16 protein-coding genes are annotated in these 17,715 nt (G+C 69.2%); 13 read left to right on the top strand and 3 right to left on the bottom strand.

All coding sequences use genetic code 11. The features are described from left to right. Window positions 1-50: 50 nt before the first annotated feature. From ACTWQD_RS09900 to ACTWQD_RS09890, 3 genes are read left to right on the top strand one after another with little or no spacing between them, the layout of a single operon-like run. The gene (locus tag ACTWQD_RS09900; protein ID WP_443195968.1) at window positions 51-1,082 is read left to right on the top strand and encodes a Bug family tripartite tricarboxylate transporter substrate binding protein; all 1,032 of its coding nucleotides are present in this window, start codon (window positions 51-53) and stop codon (window positions 1,080-1,082) included. 2 nt (window positions 1,083-1,084) lie between these two features. Next, window positions 1,085-1,606 carry a tripartite tricarboxylate transporter TctB family protein gene (locus ACTWQD_RS09895; protein ID WP_443195967.1) on the top strand — a complete coding sequence of 174 codons (522 nt, stop codon included), beginning with the start codon at window positions 1,085-1,087 and terminating at the stop codon, window positions 1,604-1,606. After that, a complete protein-coding gene (locus tag ACTWQD_RS09890) occupies window positions 1,599-3,131 on the top strand; it encodes a tripartite tricarboxylate transporter permease (RefSeq protein WP_443195966.1) in 1,533 nt (510 codons plus the stop codon). Before ACTWQD_RS09895 ends, ACTWQD_RS09890 begins: the two co-directional genes overlap by 8 nt. Before the next feature lie 83 nt (window positions 3,132-3,214). Here ACTWQD_RS09890 and ACTWQD_RS09885 read toward each other — a convergent pair whose 3' ends face one another. After that, window positions 3,215-4,696 carry a lipase maturation factor family protein gene (locus ACTWQD_RS09885; RefSeq protein WP_443195965.1) on the bottom strand — a complete coding sequence of 494 codons (1,482 nt, stop codon included), beginning with the start codon at window positions 4,694-4,696 and terminating at the stop codon, window positions 3,215-3,217. Between the two features lie 113 nt (window positions 4,697-4,809). Here ACTWQD_RS09885 and dxr point away from each other — a divergent pair, with 113 nt between their 5' ends. The 10 genes from dxr (at window position 4,810) to ACTWQD_RS09835 (ending at window position 15,774) form a co-directional block, all read left to right on the top strand. Next, window positions 4,810-5,994, top strand: coding sequence for a 1-deoxy-D-xylulose-5-phosphate reductoisomerase (gene dxr / locus ACTWQD_RS09880; RefSeq protein ID WP_443195964.1), 1,185 nt, complete (start codon window positions 4,810-4,812; stop codon window positions 5,992-5,994). 33 nt (window positions 5,995-6,027) lie between these two features. Beyond that, complete coding sequence (locus ACTWQD_RS09875) at window positions 6,028-7,359, top strand: M50 family metallopeptidase (protein ID WP_443195963.1); 1,332 nt, start codon at window positions 6,028-6,030, stop codon at window positions 7,357-7,359. 270 nt (window positions 7,360-7,629) lie between these two features. Then, a complete protein-coding gene (locus ACTWQD_RS09870; protein WP_443195962.1) occupies window positions 7,630-8,385 on the top strand; it encodes a MarR family transcriptional regulator in 756 nt (251 codons plus the stop codon). An 8-nt stretch (window positions 8,386-8,393) separates the two neighbouring features. Next, a complete protein-coding gene (locus tag ACTWQD_RS09865) occupies window positions 8,394-8,867 on the top strand; it encodes a hypothetical protein (RefSeq protein ID WP_443195961.1) in 474 nt (157 codons plus the stop codon). 69 nt (window positions 8,868-8,936) lie between these two features. After that, window positions 8,937-9,230: a YciI family protein gene (locus tag ACTWQD_RS09860; protein WP_443195960.1), complete on the top strand. Its 294-nt coding sequence runs from the start codon at window positions 8,937-8,939 to the stop codon at window positions 9,228-9,230. 56 nt (window positions 9,231-9,286) lie between these two features. Further along, window positions 9,287-10,453: a flavodoxin-dependent (E)-4-hydroxy-3-methylbut-2-enyl-diphosphate synthase gene (gene ispG, locus ACTWQD_RS09855; RefSeq protein WP_066434737.1), complete on the top strand. Its 1,167-nt coding sequence runs from the start codon at window positions 9,287-9,289 to the stop codon at window positions 10,451-10,453. Then, entirely contained in the window at window positions 10,416-11,300 is an 885-nt protein-coding gene (locus ACTWQD_RS09850; protein WP_443196194.1) for a GNAT family N-acetyltransferase, read from the top strand. The genes ispG and ACTWQD_RS09850 overlap by 38 nt, the downstream gene beginning before the upstream one ends. Before the next feature lie 377 nt (window positions 11,301-11,677). After that, the gene (locus ACTWQD_RS09845; protein WP_443195959.1) at window positions 11,678-13,489 is read left to right on the top strand and encodes a proline--tRNA ligase; all 1,812 of its coding nucleotides are present in this window, start codon (window positions 11,678-11,680) and stop codon (window positions 13,487-13,489) included. Window positions 13,490-13,507: 18 nt separating this feature from the next. Then, a complete protein-coding gene (locus tag ACTWQD_RS09840; RefSeq protein WP_443195958.1) occupies window positions 13,508-14,302 on the top strand; it encodes a sulfite exporter TauE/SafE family protein in 795 nt (264 codons plus the stop codon). A gap of 41 nt (window positions 14,303-14,343) precedes the next feature. Beyond that, window positions 14,344-15,774 carry a pyridoxal phosphate-dependent decarboxylase family protein gene (locus tag ACTWQD_RS09835; RefSeq protein WP_443195957.1) on the top strand — a complete coding sequence of 477 codons (1,431 nt, stop codon included), beginning with the start codon at window positions 14,344-14,346 and terminating at the stop codon, window positions 15,772-15,774. A 2-nt stretch (window positions 15,775-15,776) separates the two neighbouring features. On the opposite strand, the gene ACTWQD_RS09830 is transcribed toward ACTWQD_RS09835, so the two are convergent. Together ACTWQD_RS09830 and ACTWQD_RS09825 are read right to left on the bottom strand one after the other, a co-directional pair. Continuing rightward, on the bottom strand, window positions 15,777-16,850 hold the full coding sequence (locus ACTWQD_RS09830) for an aminoglycoside phosphotransferase family protein (RefSeq protein WP_443195956.1): 1,074 nt from the start codon (window positions 16,848-16,850) through the stop codon (window positions 15,777-15,779). Between the two features lie 66 nt (window positions 16,851-16,916). Further along, window positions 16,917-17,648, bottom strand: a complete 732-nt coding sequence (locus ACTWQD_RS09825) for a VIT1/CCC1 transporter family protein (RefSeq protein ID WP_443195955.1) — start codon at window positions 17,646-17,648, stop codon at window positions 16,917-16,919. Window positions 17,649-17,715: the final 67 nt, after the last annotated feature.

The following is a 17,715-nucleotide window of genomic DNA, read 5'->3' as shown; positions in this document are numbered from 1 at the left end:
TCTGGGAAGTGATTCCGATGACGTGCGTCACATTTCAACAAGGAGAAACCATGACCTCCCCCTTCAATTCCACCCGGACCACCTTCACCCGCCGGGCTGCGCTCGTTGCCGGTGCAGCCGGCGTCGTCCTCGCCATGTCCGCCTGCGCAGGCGGTGCCAGCGGAGCCTCGGCAGGACAGGGCTCCGCCACGGATCCCCTCAAGAAGCTCAGCATCATTGTTCCGGCGAACCCGGGCGGCGGCTGGGACCAGACCGGCCGTGCGATGCAGCAGGACCTGCAGTCGAACAAACTTGTCACCTCCGCCCAGGTCAGCAACATCGGCGGCGGCGGCGGCACGAACGGCCTGGCCAAGCTGGCCACCGAAAAGGACCCCAACACGCTCATGGTGATGGGGTACGTCATGGTCGGTGCCGTGGAAACCAACGCGGCCAAGACCCGGCTGGAAGACACCACCCCCATCGCGCGCCTGACCGAGGAGCCCCTGGTCCTGGTGGTCCCGGCGTCGTCCAAGTACCAGTCCGTCAAGGACCTGGTGGATGACATCAAGGCCAACGGCAAGGCAGTGGCCATCACCGGCGGCTCGGCCGGCGGCGCGGACCACATCCTGGCCGGCCAGATCCTCAAGTCCCAGGGTGTGGCGTCCGACCAGCTGAACTACATCGGCTACTCCGGCGGCGGCGAATCGATCGCCGCGCTGCTCGGCAACAAGGTCCAGGCCGGCATCTCCGGCGTGGGCGAATACGCGGAGCAGGTCAAGGCCGGCAAGGTCCGGGCGCTCGCCGTCTCCGGCGAGTCCGAGGCGCCGGCCCTGCCGGGCGTCAAGCCGCTCAAGGACCAGGGCGTCGACGTGGTGCTGACCAACTGGCGCGGGGTTGTGGCACCGGGTTCCATCGACGACGCGACCAAGGCAAAGCTGACCGAGACGGTCACCAAGCTGGCCGAGTCGGAAGCGTGGAAGTCCACCCTGGCCAAGAACAACTGGGACGATGCCTTCCTGGCCGGCGACGGTTTCAAGACCTTCCTCACCGAGGACATCGCCAAGGTCAAGACCACCCTGACTGAGATCGGCCTGGTCAAGTAGCAATGTCCGTCCACGTCAGCACGTCCGCCAAACGGCCCACGGGGGAGATTCTCTTCGCCCTGGTGTTCGTCAGCGTGGGCGCTGCCGGCCTCCTGACGGCGGGATCCATCCCGATCCCGCCGTCAGAGACCGGCATCGGCCCGCGGGCCTTCCCCTACATTGTGTGCACCATGCTGGTGCTCGTGGGCACCGGCATCGTCGCCCAGGTACTCCGCGGCAAGGTGGGCCAGGCGGAGGAGAGCGAGGACCTCGACGCCGCCGCCAAGACCGACTGGGTGGCCCTCGCGAAGCTTGTCGGCTTCGTGGTGCTCCACATCTTCCTGATCGAGCCGGCCGGCTGGCCCGTGGCCGCCGCCGTGCTGTTCAGCGGTGCGGCGTGGTCCCTGGAGGCCAAGCCGCTCTGGAAGGCCATCATCATCTCCGTGGTGCTGGCGCTTGTCCTGCAGTACGTCTTCGGCGGGCTCCTTGGCGTATCGCTGCCGCCGGGCCCGCTGCTTGAGGGGGTGCCGTTCTTCAATGGATAGCTTTCTGATGCTCCTTGAGGGCTTCTCGACGGCGCTTCAACCGGTCTACCTGCTGTACGCCCTGGGCGGGGTCTTTGTGGGCACCGCAGTCGGCGTCCTGCCCGGCATCGGCCCGGCCATGACGGTCGCGCTGCTGATGCCCATCACCTACGCGCTGGATCCCGCCGCGGCGCTGATTGTGTTCGCCGGCATCTACTACGGCGGCATGTACGGCGGCTCCACCACCTCCATCCTGCTCAACACACCCGGCGAGTCGTCCTCGATCGTCACGGCGCTTGAGGGCAACAAGATGGCGAAGGCAGGCCGGGGTGCGGCGGCACTGGCGACGGCGGCGATCGGCTCGTTCATCGCCGGCACCATCGCGACCGTGCTGCTGTCCTTCCTGGCGCCGGTGGTCGCGGAACTCGCCGTCGGCCTGGGTCCGGTGGACTACGTGGCGCTGATGGTGGTGGCGTTCCTGACGGTCGGTGCCCTGCTGGGCGCGTCCGTGCTGCGCGGCCTCGCGTCCCTTGCCCTGGGCCTGTTCATCGGCATGATCGGCATCGACGACAGCACCGCGCAACAGCGGTTCACGTTCGACAACCCCACCCTGGTGGACGGCATCGACATGGTCCTCGTGGCCGTGGGCCTCTTCGCCCTCGGCGAGGCGCTGTACGTGGCGTCCAAGCTCCGGCACGGGCCCATCGAAGTCATCCCGGTCAGCAAGGGCAAGAACGGCTGGCTGTTCAAGGACGACTGGAAGCGGTCGTGGAAGCCGTGGCTGCGGGGCACCTTCATCGGGTTCCCCATCGGCACGGTCCCGGCCGGCGGCGCGGACGTGTCCACGTTCCTGTCCTACGCCGCGGAACGGAAGCTGGCCAAGGGCGCCAACAAGGCCCAGTTCGGCAAGGGCGCTATCGAGGGCGTGGCCGGTCCGGAAGCGGCGAACAACGCCGCCGCCGCCGGTGTGCTGGTCCCGCTGCTGACGCTCGGGATTCCGACGACGGCGACCGCGGCCATGATGCTCACGGCGTTCCAGCGGTACCAGATCCAGCCCGGGCCTCTGCTCTTCGAGAACCAGGGTGCGCTGGTGTGGACCCTGATCGCCTCGCTGTACGTCGGCAACCTGATGCTGCTGGTGCTGAACCTGCCGCTGGTGGGCCTGTGGGTGAAGATCCTGCAGATCCCGCGGCCCTACCTGTACGCGGGCATCCTGGTCTTCGCGGCCCTGGGCGCCTTCTCGGTGAACTTTGCCGCTGCCGACGTCGGGATCCTGCTGGTGGTCGGCATCCTGGGGTACTTCATGCGCCGCTACGGCTATCCCGTGGCGCCCATGGTGGTGGCGATGATCCTGGGGCCGATGTTCGAAGTGCAGCTGCGGCGCTCGCTGCAGCTCTCCCAGAACGACCCCTCGGCGCTGTTCTCCTCGCCGTTCGCGGTGGTGGTGTACATCTCCATGGCCCTGATCTTTGTGGGTTCCTGGTGGCTGCGCCGCCGCCAGGCCGCACTGGAGGCTGCTCCGGTGAAGGACAAGCTTCCCGTCTAGGCGGGACCGCCCGGTGGGGCACGGATGGCGGGCACGGATGGCCGGAATGGGAAAACCCGTTCCGGCCATCCGTCATGTCGGCCTCAGTCCTCCGGCGGCAGGGACAGCGGCGGGATGGATTCGTGCAGCGGGATCCGGATCCAGCGTTGCCCCGTGGCCCGGAACTCGGCCCGGGTGGCGAAGCGGTACAGGTAGCTCCGGGCCTGCACCCACCGGGGCCTGGCGCCGTCGAACGGATCGTGGCGCAACAGCCGCAATGTGGGCCGGTCCGCCTCCAGCAGCCTGGCGAGGAAGGCGTAAAACCACTGCTCATGCACGGTGCGCAGGGGGAGGAACCACATCAGCCAGTCAAGGCGCAGGTGGTAGGGAGCCCACTGGCGCGGGATGCGGCGGACGTCGCCGGGCTTGCCCCGGAACCCGTATTCCCGCCAGTCCGCGCCGTCATCGGGCTCCGCGTCGAGGGTTCCCTCCACCACGATTTCGACCCGCTGCTTCGTCACCGTGCCGAATGCGCCGTAGGTGTTCCCCAGCTGCCAGCGGTTGAAGGCGGCGTTCATGAGCTGGTAGTGGGAGAACAGGTTCTGCGCCGGGCGGTAGCTGAGCACCACCAGCAGCACGGTGGCCACCAGGACCACCACCAGCCACGCCACCGGCGCCTGGCTGCCGGCCGCCGCGGCCGGATCCGCAGCGCCGGCGTCCGCTGCGTGCCAGTCGAGCGGGATCGCCGGGACCAGGGCATGCGCCACCGGGTCGCTGACCGCTGCGAAGGCGAGCAGGATCGCTACCCAGTTAAGCCAGGCAAAGTTCCCGCTGGCCACCAGCCAGAGCTGGGTGAAAATGATGATCCCCGCGGCAGCACTGGCCACGGGCTGCGGGGCAAAGAGGAGGAACGGCACCACCAGCTGGGCGAAGTGGTTGCCGAGCACCTCCAGGCGGTGCCATGCCTTGGGCAGCAGGTGGGCCTGCCGGCTGAGCGGTCCGGGCATGGGCTGGGTCTCGTGGTGGTAGTACAGGGCCGTCAGGTCACGCCATTCCCGGCCGCCGCGGATCTTGATCATCCCGGCGCCGAACTCCAGCCGGAACACCAGCCAGGCCAGCAGGATCAGGATGGTCCGCGGCGGGGGAGTCTGGTCGGAGCCGAGGAAGGCCACAATGAACCCGGCCTCAAGCAGCAGCATCTCCCAGCCGAAGCCGTAGAACGTCTGCCCCACATTGACGATCGACATGTACAGCAGCCACAGCGCCAGGAACGCCAGCATCGGAACCCATGGCGGCCCCAGCTGCGGCAGGCCGAGGACAAGCGTGGCGGCGATTGCCATGCCGGCCCAGCAGACGGCCCGCAGCAGCCGGTCCGAGTAGCGCCAGCTGAATAGGGTGGGCCGGCGCAGGCGGCTGGAACGGGCCAGGAAGTCCGGGACCGGCAACAGCCCGCGCTCGCCGAGAAGGGCAGGGAACTGGTTGAGCGAGGACAGGAAGGCCACAAGGTAGATGGCGGCGATGCCGCGCTGCAGCACCTGCCGGGCGAACTCATACTCCGGCGCGTCGAGCCAAGCCGTCCACTCCACAGTTCCCACGTTACGTCGAGTGGACACTTCGCGGCAGTGTCTCACCAGCACTGCCGTGACCTGCCAACTCGATGGCGGACCCGGGCACCGGGCGGGTGCGGGATACTTAAGCCATGCAGCCGCGCAAGATCGTCCTCCTCGGGTCCACCGGTTCCATCGGTACACAGGCGATTGACGTCGTCGACGGCGCCCCGCACCTTTTTGAGGTGGTGGCGCTCAGCGCAGGCGGCGGCAACCTCGACCTCCTGGCCCGGCAGGCCGTCCACACCCGGGCGCAGGCCGTCGGCACCGCGTCCGGCGACGCGGGGGCCCTCCAGGCACTGATCGACGACGCCGCCGCCGCGGCCGGGGTGACCGGGTACCGCCCGCAGATCATCACGGGCCCCGACGCCTCCACCCGCATCGCGGAGGTCGGGTCCGACGTTGTCCTCAACGGCATCACGGGGTCGATCGGTCTGGCGCCCACCCTGGCGGCGCTCGCGTCCGGCGCCACCCTGGCCCTGGCCAACAAGGAGTCCCTGATTGTCGGCGGCGCCCTGGTCAAAGCGGCCGCCCGCGAAGGCCAGATCGTCCCGGTGGACTCCGAGCACTCGGCCATTGCCCAGTGCCTGCGTTCCGGCACCGCCGCCGAGGTGGACCGGCTGATCCTCACGGCCTCCGGCGGCCCCTTCCGTGGCAAGTCCCGGGAGCAGCTGCACGACGTGTCCCCGCAGGACGCCTTGGCCCACCCCACCTGGGACATGGGCCTCATGGTCACCACCAACTCCGCCAGCCTGGTCAACAAGGGACTGGAGGTGATCGAGGCGCACCTGCTCTTCGACATCCCGCTGGAGAGGATCGACGTCGTGGTCCACCCGCAGTCCGTGGTCCACTCCATGGTCCAGTTCATCGACGGCTCCACCATCGCCCAGGCCTCCCCGCCGGACATGCGCCTGCCCATCGCCCTGGGCCTCGGCTGGCCGGACCGCGTGCCCGGCTCGGCCCGGCCGTGCGACTGGAGCCAGGCCACCAGCTGGACGTTCGAGCCGCTGGACACCGACGCGTTCCCCGCCGTCGGGCTGGCCAAGGACGCCGCCCGGCAGGGGAGCACCTTCCCGGCGGTCTTCAACGCCGCGAATGAGGAAGCCGTGATGGCCTTCCATGCCGGCCGGATCCGGTTCACCGACATCGTGGACACCATCGACGCGGTCCTCAGCGAACACACAGGTTCCTCCGGGCTGACGGTGGACTCCGTGCTGGATGCTGAAAGATGGGCACGCGCCCGCACCCACGAACGTTTAGCCGTCAGAAGCGCCTAGTTTGCCCGTTTTCAGGAAGCAGCAGAGTCAAGCATGAGCCCCGTCCTCCTCTTTATCCTCGGTGTCGTCTTTGTGGCGATCGGCATCGCCGTCTCCATTGCCCTCCACGAGGTGGGCCACCTGCTCCCGGCGAAGCTGTTTAAGGTCCGCGTCACCAAGTACATGATCGGGTTCGGGCCCACGCTCTGGTCCCGCAAGAAGGGCGAGACCGAGTACGGGTTCAAGGCCATCCCGCTGGGCGGCTTCGTCTCCATGATCGGCATGTACCCGCCGAACAAGGACGACGGCACCGTGCGTCCCTCCAGCACCGGCATGTTCCAGTCCCTCGCCTCGGATGCCCGTTCCCTGGCGCACGAGGAAGTGGGCCCCGGGGACGAAAACCGCGTCTTCTACAAGCTTCCGGTGTGGAAGAAGATCATCGTGATGCTCGGCGGCCCGGCCATGAACATGCTGATCGGCCTCGCGCTCACGGCCGTGCTGCTGATGGGATTCGGCACCGCCACCCAGACCACCACCATCGCCGACGTCTCCAAATGCCAGGTCAAGGCCGGCGAAACCGTGGACCCGGACTCCGCGGACTGCAAGCTCACGCCTGCCGCCGCCGCGGGGCTGCTGCCCAACGACGTCATCACCTCCTTCGACGGCAGGGCCGTGACCAGCTGGGATGAACTCACCGGCTGGATCCGCGCCTCCGCTGACCGGCAGGTCAGCATCACGGTAGAGCGCGACGGCGCCCCGGTCACCACCACCGTGACCCCGGTCCTCTCCGCGCGGCCCGTCGTCGGCGAGGACGGTCGCCAGGCCAAGGGTGCCGACGGCACCCTCCAGTACCAGGACGTCGGCTTCCTGGGCATCGGCGCGCAGACCGCGCTGGTGCCGCAGCCGGCGTCGGCGGTCCTGCCCGTGGCGGGGGAGAACATCAAACAGATCACCGGCGTGGTGCTGAACCTTCCGGCCCGTGTTGCCGGCGTCGCGGAGGCCGCGTTCAGCGAGGCGCCCCGCGACCCCAACGGACCCATCAGCGTGGTGGGGGTGGGGCGGGTTGCCGGCGAGGTCGCCGCGATGGAGGAGGTGCCCATGCAGTCCCGGGTGGCCACCCTGGTGGGGCTGCTGGCCGGACTCAACTTCGCCCTGGCCGTCTTCAACCTCATTCCGCTGCTGCCGCTCGACGGCGGCCACGTGGCGGGTGCGCTGTACGAGGGGGCCCGACGCCGGATCGCCAAGCTCTTCGGCCGGCCGGACCCGGGCGCGTTCGACATCGCGAAACTGCTCCCCGTCACGTACGTGGTGGCAGTGCTGCTCATGGGCATGGGCGCCCTGCTGATCTACGCGGACATCGTCAAGCCGGTCAATCTGTTCGGCTGACCCGGCGGCGCCCGCATTCGTGCATCCGGCCAGCGGTTCCCTGCCGCCCGGGGGCACTTTGCCGCAGTCCGCCGTGGGAATGGACGATGGCGCCGGCGTGTTCGTGTCATAGTGCCCCCGGACCGCCGCAAGTCCCGGTTGAGCCCCAGCCGTGGCGGGCGGTCAGAAACCGGATTCCGCTGATTTTCTGCCATCAGCCTTTTGAGGCTTATTTTAGGTAATCAGTTGATAATGATTGATTATCTACAATCAGCCGTTTAGGGTGGGGCCATGTACGTGATGACGATCGACCAGCGCGGCAGCAGCTCCGACTCGGACCGCGTCCCCGCCCTCCTCAAGGAGCTGGCGGGCCTGTCCACGGCAGTGCGCTTCGAGCGGTCAGTGGGCGACGAAGTCCAGGGCGTCGTTGAACGCCCGGCCGAGGTCGTCGAGATCGCCCTGCACGCCCTGCGGAGCGGCCGGTGGTACGTGGGAATCGGCGTGGGGGCGGTGGACCAGCCGTTGCCGTCCAGCCCGCGGGAGGGGTCCGGGCCGGCCTTCGTGGCGGCCCGTGCGGCCGTGGAGAACGCCAAGTCCGGCTCCGCCCACGTGCCGGTCGCCGTCGTCTCCGGCGGACTGCGCAGGGGAGAGGCCGTGCCTTCGCCCGCAGGATCTGCCGGCGCCCGCGCCTGCGCCAATGCCGAGGCGGTGCTGCGGCTCATCGGACGGCTCGTCCAGGACCGGACCGCCGCCCAGTGGAAGGTGGTCGATGCGCTGCGCGCCGTGCAGCACGGCCAATCCGGCACCCACGGCACCCAGAAAATCGCTGCCCAGAAACTGGGAATCACCGAACAGTCGGTGAGCCGCGCGCTGCTCCGGTCCGGCTGGCAGGAAGAATGGGCCGCGAGGCCGGCGGCGGAAATGCTGCTGTCCTTCGCCCATGGCATCATCACGGGCAACCCCGACGCCGGGGAGCAGCCTCCGGGCCGCTCCCGGGACGCGGGCGCAGCCCGCCACCCCGATTCCCGCCCCCGGGACAGTCTGTAAGGAGAACGGTGGACGCCCTCTGGATCACCCTGGCCCTGCTCGTGGCCGGCTTTGGAGGCTGGCCCGTGACGGCGCTCGTCTTCCGGCTCGCCCGGACCATCGATGACCGGGCCGACGCCGGCGCCCCCGACCCCGCCAGTGATCCCTCGGCCGACGTCACTGTTGACCCGGAGCCCTCTGCCGGAGCAGGACCCGCCGTCGCGGTTGTGGCTCCAGGCCCGGCCGCCGTCTCGGTGAACAGCGCCCGCATCCTGCGGGGAGGCGCCATCATCGGTGTGCTGGAGCGCCTGGCGGTCTGCGTCGCGATCCTCGCCGGCGAGCCCGTCGCCATCGCCTACGTGGTGGCCATTAAGGGCCTGGGCCGGTTTGCCGAACTGAAAGAGACCCCGGTAGCGGCCGAGCGGTTCATCATCGGCACCCTCACGTCGCTGCTCTGGGCGGCCGGCGTCGCGGTTCTGACCAAAGTGCTCTTCCTCGGCTGACGGCACCCGGTGCCCTGACGGGCCCGGCGCGCGGTGGGTCCACGGCCGGCGGGGCGATAGTGTATCCGTATGACTGTTTTTGCTGTTGAGTACGTATACGGCGCCGAATCCGCCGAAATCCGCGACGCCACCCGCCCCGCGCACCGCGAATGGACCGCAGGGCTGGCCCAGGAAGGCACGCTTCTCGCGAGCGGCCCGTACGGTGACGGCGCCGGCGCCCTGCTCATCTTCAACGCCGAGGACGAACGCGCCCTGAACGAGCTCCTCCGCCAGGATCCCTTCGCCGCCGCCGGCGCCATCTCCGGCACCCGCACCATGGCCTGGGCCCCCGTGACCGGCCTCCTCGCCGGGCACGCCGCCTAACCGGCCCGCCAGCCTACTTCGATACGACCAGCCTTACTTCGATACAAGGAGTCCATGTGACCTCGGTCAGCCTGGGAATGCCGTCAGCACCGCCCCCCGTCCTCGCGCCCCGCCGCAAGACCCGCCAGATCAAGGTCGGCTCGGTGGGCGTCGGCTCCGATTCCCCGATCAGCGTGCAGTCCATGACCACCACGCCGACGACGGACATCAACGCCACGCTCCAGCAGATCGCCGAGCTCACGGCGTCCGGCTGCGACATTGTGCGCGTCGCCTGCCCGTCCGCCGACGACGCCGAGGCGCTGCCGATCATTGCCCGGAAGTCGCAGATTCCCGTGATTGCGGACATCCACTTCCAGCCGAAGTACGTCTTTGCAGCGATTGAAGCGGGCTGCGCGGCGGTCCGGGTCAACCCCGGCAACATCCGCAAGTTCGACGACCAGGTCAAGGAGATCGCGCGGGCGGCGAAGGACCACGGCACCTCGATCCGGATCGGCATCAACGCCGGCTCGCTGGAACCGGGCATCCTCAAGAAGTACGGCAAAGCCACGCCGGAAGCCCTGGTGGAGTCCGCGGTGTGGGAAGCCTCATTGTTCGAGGAGCACGGCTTCCGCGACTTCAAAATCTCGGTCAAGCACAACGATCCCGTGGTGATGGTCGCTGCCTACGAGATGCTCGCCGAGCAGGGTGACTGGCCGCTGCACCTCGGCGTCACGGAGGCCGGGCCCGCGTTCCAGGGCACCATCAAGTCGGCCACGGCGTTCGGGGCCCTGCTGTCCCGGGGCATCGGCGACACCATCCGGGTTTCGCTCTCCGCCCCGCCGGTCGAGGAGATCAAGGTCGGCAACCAGATCCTGCAGTCGCTCAACCTGCGCCCGCGCAAGCTCGAGATTGTCTCCTGCCCGTCCTGCGGCCGCGCCCAGGTGGACGTGTACACGCTCGCCGAGCAGGTCACCGCCGGCCTGGAAGGCATGGAGATCCCGCTGCGCGTTGCCGTGATGGGCTGCGTCGTCAACGGACCGGGCGAAGCCCGCGAAGCCGATCTCGGCGTCGCCTCGGGCAACGGCAAGGGCCAGATCTTCGTCAAGGGCGAGGTCATCAAGACTGTGCCCGAGAGCCAGATTGTTGAGACACTGATCGAAGAGGCCATGCGGATCGCTGAAGAAATGGGGGAGGCCGATGGCGAAGATGCTGTCAAGGGTAGCCCCGTGGTTAGCGTCTCGTAAGGACGGCGCCCCAGCCGGCGTCGTCGTCCGCGTACTGGGCGGCTCGGACACGTCCCGGCTCCGGGACCTGGCCCGGCAGGACGCCGTCGCCAATGTCTTTATCCTGTCCCACCTGGAGACCGCCGGTTCGGCTGCCCCCACCCCCGGCGGCGCCAGCATTCTCGGCGTGTTCGACGGCGGCACGCTGGTGGGTGCCTGCTGGGCCGGCGCCAACCTGGTGCCGGTGCAGCTGGACCCCGGGCTCGCCGGTGCGGTGGCGGCCGCCGCGCACCGCTCCGGACGCCGCTACGCCTCGATCTTTGGGCCGGCCGATACGGTGCTGGCGCTGTATGCCGGGCTGCAACAGTTCGGCCAGACGGCCCACGAGATCCGCGAGGACCAGCCGCTGATGACAATTTCCGGGCCCCCGGCCGTGGCCCCGAATCCGCTGCTGGGCCTCGGCCAGCTCGCCGATTTCGACAAGATCCTGCCCGCCTGCGCGGCGATGTTCGAAGAGGAAGTGGGCTATTCGCCGTACCTCGGCGGGCGGGAATACTACAGCCGCCGGGTCAAGGGACTCATCCGCGAAGGGCATTCCCTGGTCCACCTGGACGCCGGCGAGGTGGTGTTCAAGGCCGAGCTGGGCGCCGTCACCCCCGACGTGACGCAGGTGCAGGGCGTCTGGATGAACCCCGCACTGCGCGGCCAGGGCCTCAGCGCCGGGTACATGGCCGCCGTGGTGGTGCTGGCCCAGACCCGGGCCCCCGTGACCAGCCTGTACGTGAACAGCTTCAACACCCGGGCCCGGGCCACGTACGAGAAGGTGGGCTTCCGCCAGGTGGGGACGTTCGCGACCGTTCTTTTTTAGGACCCGGGCACTTTCAGGCCCAGTGCCTCTTGAAAATATCTGGATGCGCACTCTTGTTTTCGTGCCCCGCGTCACATAGGTTCGAGCTAGCCGTGTCGCATGGGCACGTGGTACCCCGGGTGCAATGGCCGGGGTGGCAGACGCCCATTGGGGGCAACAACAGGAGCCCGCTGCCAGATTTGGCGGTACTGGGGGCCGCAGAGCCACGTCATGACAGGATGACCAGCCGGAAACGGCCAGGGGCTTCCGTCAGTTATGGCGTGGCTCTTCTGCGTCCGGGCTGGCGGTAGATTAGTACCTAGCCTCGCGGGCCGGATTGACCGTTCCCAGTGATGACTGCTTTGCCCCGCACCTTCCCAGAAACGGATAGATACCCAGTGGTCCTTCGACTCTCCCAGCTGTTCCTGCGCACCCTGCGTGAAGATCCTGCCGACGCTGAAGTGGCCAGCCACCGGCTCCTGGTCCGTGCCGGCTACATCCGCCGCGCCGCCCCGGGCATCTACACCTGGCTGCCGCTGGGCCTGAGCGTGCTGCGCAAGGTGGAGACGGTCATCCGCGAGGAAATGGCGGCCATCGGCGCCCAGGAGGTGCACTTCCCGGCCCTCCTGCCCAAGGAACCCTACGAGGCCACCAACCGCTGGACCGAGTACGGCGAGGGCATCTTCCGCCTCAAGGACCGCAAGGGCAACGACTACCTGCTGGCCCCCACCCACGAGGAGATGTTCACCCTCCTGGTCAAGGACCTGTACTCCTCGTACAAGGACCTGCCGCTGAGCATCTACCAGATCCAGAACAAGTACCGCGACGAGGCCCGTCCCCGGGCAGGCCTGCTGCGCGGCCGCGAGTTCATCATGAAGGACTCGTACTCCTTCGACGTCGACGACGCCGGCCTGGACGCCAGCTACGAGGCGCACCGCGGCGCCTACCTGAAGATCTTCGAGCGCCTGGGCCTCGAGGTCGTTCCGGTCTCGGCCACCGCCGGGGCCATGGGCGGGTCCAAGAGCGAGGAATTCCTGCACCCCACCGAGATCGGCGAGGACACGTTCGTCCGGTCCGCCGGCGGGTACGCGGCCAACGTCGAAGCCGTCACCACGGTGGTCCCGCCGGACATCGACTTCTCCAACGCCCCCGCAGCTGTTGTCCGCGACACCCCGGACACCCCCACGATCGACACGCTGGTGGACGCCGCCAACGTGCTGGTACCCCGCGGCGAGGCCGACGGCGGCGCCTGGACGGCCGCTGACACGCTCAAGAACGTGGTCCTCGCCGTCACCCTGCCCACCGGTGAGCGCCAGATCGTGGTCATCGGCGTTCCCGGCGACCGCGGCGTGGACCTCAAGCGCGTCGAGGCGAACATCGGGGCGTTCCTGCCCATCGCCGGCGAAATCACGCTCGAGGCCGCCGGCGAGGAGGACCTCAAAAAGCACCCCCTCATCGTCAAGGGCTACCTGGGCCCCGGCATGTCCCTCGACGCGCCGCTGCTCGGTACGGAGGGTGCAGCCAAGCTGCTGTACCTCGTGGACCCCCGCGTGGTCCGCGGCTCCGAATGGGTCACCGGCGCCAACGAGGCGGGCAAGCACGTCTTCGGCCTCGTCGCCGGACGCGACTTCGGCTGGGACGGCGTCATCGAGTGCACCGAGGTGCGCGCCGGCGACGAGGCCCCGGACGGCTCCGGCCCGCTGGAAACCGCCCGCGGCATCGAAATGGGCCACATCTTCCAGCTGGGCCGCAAGTACGCCGCAGCCCTGGACCTGAAGGTCCTGGACCAGAACGGCAAGCAGGTGGTGGTGACCATGGGGTCCTACGGCGTCGGTGTCACCCGCGCCGTCGCTGCCCTGGCCGAATCCAACCATGACGACAAGGGCCTCGTCTGGCCGCGCGCCGTCGCACCGGCCGACGTCCACGTCGTTGCCGTCGGCCGCGGCGAGGAGATCTTCGCCGCCGCGGAGAAGCTCGCCTTCGAGCTTGAAGCCGCCGGCCTCGACGTGATCTACGACGACCGTCCCAAGGTGTCCCCGGGCGTGAAATTCGGCGACGCCGAACTCGTCGGCGTGCCCACCATCCTCGCCGTCGGGCGCGGTCTGGTGGACGGGGTCGTCGAGATCAAGGACCGCCGCACCGGCAACGCCGAGAACATCGCGGTCGAGAAGGCAGTCGACTTCTGTGTCGACGCCGTCCGCAACCACTAACCCGCGGAACCCGCGGGCGTGGTCTCCGGACTCGAGTCGATCGAGCTCAGTACCCTCATCCTGATTGTCGTGGCCGGCTTCGCCGCGGGCTGGGTCGATGCGGTCGTGGGCGGCGGGGGACTGATCCAGCTCCCGGCCATGCTGCTGGTGCCGGGCATCAGCCCGGTACAGGCGCTGGCGACGAACAAGATGGGGTCGATTTTCGGCACCACCACCAGTGCCGCCACGTATTACCGCCGGGTGCGGCCGGACCTGCGCACCGCGCTGCCCATGGCGGTGATCGCCATGGCGGGCAGCTTTGGCGGGGCGGTCCTAGCGGCCAACCTGCCGGCCAGCGTGTTCAAGCCCATCATCGTCGCCGCACTGGTGGCCGTGGCGCTCTTCACCGCCTTCCGCCCCAACGTGGGCGAGCTGACCAGGCTGCGGCACAACGGCCACCGGCACTACGTGCTGGCCTGCCTGATCGGCGGCGTGATCGGCTTCTATGACGGCCTGATCGGACCCGGCACCGGGTCGTTCCTGATCATCGCGCTGGTCTCCGCGATGGGATACGCGTTCCTCGAAGCCAGCGCCAAGGCCAAGATCGTGAACATGGCCACGAACGCCGGCGCCCTGCTGTTTTTCGTGCCCCACGGCGCAGTGCTGTGGGGCCTGGGGCTGGTCCTGGGCGCGGCCAACATGGCCGGCGGCTACCTCGGCGCCCGGACCGCCGTCAAACAGGGGAACAAGTTCATCCGCATCGTGTTCCTCGCCGTCGTCGGGGCCCTGATTGTGAAGCTCGGGTCCGACATCTGGCAGGACAGCTTCGCCTGACACCCCTGCCCGCGCTGCGGCAGCGGGCGTAGCATGCAGCTATGTCAGCACCCGAGGAACGCTACAGCGCCGCCCTGGAAGCAGCGGCCCACCACGCCCGCCGCTGGCTGGAGAGCCAGGAGACCCGGCACGTCGGCCCGCAGCTGACTGCGGCGGACCTTGCCGCAGCCTTCGGCGGCCCCATGCCCCGGGACGGTATGCCGGCGGCGGAGGTGGTGGACTACCTGGCCGCGAAGGCCGAACCCGGGCTGATGGCCATGCCCTCCGGACGGTTTTTCGGCTGGGTCATCGGCGGTACGCTGCCGGCCGCGCTGGCCGCGGACTGGCTGGTCAGCGCTTGGGACCAGAACGCGGTGCTCCGCTATGCGTCCCCTGCCGCGGCGGCCATCGAAGAAGCCGCCGGCACGTGGCTGCTGGAGCTATTGGGGCTTCCCGAAGAGTCCGACGTCGGCTTCGTCACCGGCGCCACGATGGCGAACTTTGCCGGGCTGGCGGCGGCGCGCTGGCGGCTGATGTCCGACGCCGGCTCGGACCTCGACGGCGACGGACTCCCCGGCGCACCCCGGATTCACTGCTTCGTAGGCAAGGAACGGCACGACTCAGTTGACCTGGCCCTGCGGTATTTGGGGCTCGGGCGGCCCACGGTAGTCCCCGCGGACCGGCAGGGCCGCATCAACCCGTGGGAGCTGGACCATGCCCTGCGCAGGGCCGTTGACCAGGCATCAGCAGCCGGCTCACCCAAGGCCCTTCTGCTGGTGTGCCTGCAGGCCGGGAACCTGCATTCGGGCGCCTTCGACCCGTTCGTGGAAGCTATTGCCATCGCAAAAGCCCACGGCGCGTGGGTCCACGTGGACGGCGCGTTCGGACTGTGGGCCGCGGCCATCCCCGAACTGGCCGCCCTGACGGCCGGGTTGCAGGGCGCCGATTCCTGGGGCACCGACGCGCACAAGACCCTCAACGTGCCCTACGACTGCGGGATTGCCGTGGTCCGGGACGCCCGCGCGCTGCGCTCGGCCATGGGCCTGCACACCAGCTACCTGATCCAGGACGCCGACGGCGCCGCGGACCCCTTCGAGACCGTGCCGGAGCTCTCCCGCCGGGCCCGCGGCGTCCCGGTGTGGGCCGCACTGAAGTCCCTGGGCCGGGACGGCGTCGCCGGCCAGGTCCGCGGGCTGGTGCAGCGCGCCCGGCAACTGGCGGAGCAGCTGTCCGCGCTGGACGGCGTCGAGGTCCTCAACGACGTCGACTACACCCAGGTGTCGCTGGCGTTTGGCGATGACGCCACCACCCGGGCGGTGACGGCGCGGATCATCGACGACGGCCACGTCTGGATGTCAGGTTCCCGGTGGCAGGACCGGGACATCCTGCGGATCTCCGTCAGCAACTGGAGCACGGACGACGCCGACGTGGCAGTGGCCGTCGAGGCCGTCCGGGACGCTGTGGCCGCCGTCCGCGGCTCGCGGCAGGAGTAACGCTAGCCCGCTGCTTCCCCCGGCGCCGGCAGGTCATGGGCCGCGGGAAGCTCCGGGAGCGTCCGGCCGGCGAGCGTGCTGGACACCCAGAGCGAGCGGGCAAGGTCGCCCCCGTGCCCGGGCTTCGAGGCGTACCAGAGCGCGTTCTCCACCTCGCGGGCCAGGCTCCATTGCCGGGCCACCTCGGCGTCCAGCCCGGCCGCGGAGCTGAGATTCCGGCAGCGCTCCTGCAGGCCCTCCTGGGGGTCGGCCCGGGGCAGCTCCCGGATCCGGTTCCACAACAGGGGCGCCACCGCGAATTCCGTCTCGCCCACCATGGGCTGCGGATCGATCGCGGCCCAGCTGCCAGCCTGGCTAATGCCGGCCTGGTCACTGCCGGCCTGGTCACTGCTGGCCGAGGGGACGACGGCGCCGGGCCGGGCCAGGACGTTCAGGTAATGCATGTCGGTATGGACCAGCACGTCCTTCCCCGAGCGGCGGCCGACGGCGCCCCGGGTCTGGCAGACCTCAAGGGCAGCCTCCAGCAGCCAGCGCGGGAAAGGCCGGCCCAGCCGTTCCCAGCTCTCGGGCAGCTCATCACTCCACTGCTCCGCCCGGGCCGCCACATGGCCGAACTCCTGCCACTCCGCCCGCCCGTCCGGGACCACGCCCAGCTGGCGGACCAGCGAGCCCCATACCGGCACTGCCACGTCCATGGGCTCGTCCTGCAGGGACCGCGCGCCGTCCAGGCGTTCCAGCAGCAGCGCTCCGGCGCCGGCGTCGTGGGCCAGCAGCCGGACGGCACCCGTGCCGTTCCAGATCGCGAGGGCGTGCGGTTCCACGAGGGCTTCGTCGTGCGGATAGGCGATTTTGAGCACTCCGGTGGCGCCGTTGGCAGTGCCGCGGACCGGGATCACAATCGCCCCGTGGCCGTGCCACGGCAAAGCGCCGGGGGCGAGGTCGGGTTCCAGCTGCCACCGGTCCAGGCAGTGCCCGGCCACCCGGGGGAGCGACGCCAGCCACGCGCGGCCGCTTGCGCTGCCGCCGTAGCGGCGTCCGAGGTCGGGCGGAATCGTGATGTCTGCGGGCTGGTTCATCGGCTCCAGCGTAGCTGGCCGTGTACCCTGCGCCGCGGACGGTCAGGCGGCGAGACTGTCAGGCGGCTAGACGGCGATGCCGCTGGCGCCGAGCCAGCTGCCGATCAGGAAGGTGGCGATGAGGGCCGCTGCGCCGCCGATCACCACGCGGACGGCGGCTTTCATCTTGGAGCCGCCGCCGATCCAGGCGCCCACGGCGCCGGTCAGGGCCAAAGCGACCAGCACGGCCACAAAGGTCAGCGGAACACGGATGTCCTCCGGGGGCAGCAGGATGGCAAGCATGGGGAGGATGGCGCCAACCAGGAAGGCCGCAGCGGAGGCGAACGCGGCGTGCCAGGGGCTCACGATGTCCGTCTCGTCAATGTGCAGTTCCGCGGAAAGGTGGGCGCCGAGGGCGTCGTGGGCCGTCAGTTCCTTGGCCACGGTCCGGGCGGTGTCCGCGCTGAGGCCTTTGCCCTGGTAGATGGCGGCGAGTTCCTCAAGCTCCTCCTCGGGCTGCTCCGCCAGCTCCCGGCGCTCCTTCTCGATCAGGGCCTTCTGGCTGTCCTTCTGGCTGCTGACGGAGACATATTCCCCCAAAGCCATTGAGATGGCACCGCCCACGACTCCGGCGGTACCGGCGATGAGAATGGGGCCGGACTCGGTGGTCACGCCGGCGACGCCCACCACAATCGCGGCAACGGAGACGATACCGTCATTCGCGCCCAGCACACCCGCGCGCAGCCAGTTGAGGCGGTGTGCGATGTCGTTCTGGTGCGGCTCGTTCTCATGCTGGATGGGGGAGGCTTGGCTGTCCATGGGTACAGCAAACCACCGTGTTCCCCGCCATGCCAGCCTGACGAGCCTAAGTTAGCCACAGCTTCCC

This window comes from Pseudarthrobacter sp. 1C304 (genome assembly GCF_052245515.1).
In the GTDB taxonomy this organism is placed as follows: domain Bacteria; phylum Actinomycetota; class Actinomycetes; order Actinomycetales; family Micrococcaceae; genus Arthrobacter.
This window is presented reverse-complemented; position numbering and strand designations above follow the sequence as displayed.

What these genes read in the sequence shown, in the direction of transcription:
- ACTWQD_RS09890 (WP_443195966.1), top strand. Translation starts at nt 1,599, where the DNA reads ATGGATAGCTTTCTGATGCTCCTTGAGGGCTTCTCGACGGCGCTTCAA.
- ACTWQD_RS09825 (WP_443195955.1), bottom strand. Translation starts at nt 17,648, where the DNA reads ATGGACAGCCAAGCCTCCCCCATCCAGCATGAGAACGAGCCGCACCAG.
- ACTWQD_RS09860 (WP_443195960.1), top strand. Translation starts at nt 8,937, where the DNA reads ATGACTGTTTTTGCTGTTGAGTACGTATACGGCGCCGAATCCGCCGAA.
- ACTWQD_RS09895 (WP_443195967.1), top strand. Translation starts at nt 1,085, where the DNA reads ATGTCCGTCCACGTCAGCACGTCCGCCAAACGGCCCACGGGGGAGATT.
- ACTWQD_RS09835 (WP_443195957.1), top strand. Translation starts at nt 14,344, where the DNA reads ATGTCAGCACCCGAGGAACGCTACAGCGCCGCCCTGGAAGCAGCGGCC.
- ACTWQD_RS09875 (WP_443195963.1), top strand. Translation starts at nt 6,028, where the DNA reads ATGAGCCCCGTCCTCCTCTTTATCCTCGGTGTCGTCTTTGTGGCGATC.
- ACTWQD_RS09830 (WP_443195956.1), bottom strand. Translation starts at nt 16,850, where the DNA reads ATGAACCAGCCCGCAGACATCACGATTCCGCCCGACCTCGGACGCCGC.
- ACTWQD_RS09870 (WP_443195962.1), top strand. Translation starts at nt 7,630, where the DNA reads ATGTACGTGATGACGATCGACCAGCGCGGCAGCAGCTCCGACTCGGAC.
- ACTWQD_RS09900 (WP_443195968.1), top strand. Translation starts at nt 51, where the DNA reads ATGACCTCCCCCTTCAATTCCACCCGGACCACCTTCACCCGCCGGGCT.
- dxr (WP_443195964.1), top strand. Translation starts at nt 4,810, where the DNA reads ATGCAGCCGCGCAAGATCGTCCTCCTCGGGTCCACCGGTTCCATCGGT.
- ACTWQD_RS09850 (WP_443196194.1), top strand. Translation starts at nt 10,416, where the DNA reads ATGCTGTCAAGGGTAGCCCCGTGGTTAGCGTCTCGTAAGGACGGCGCC.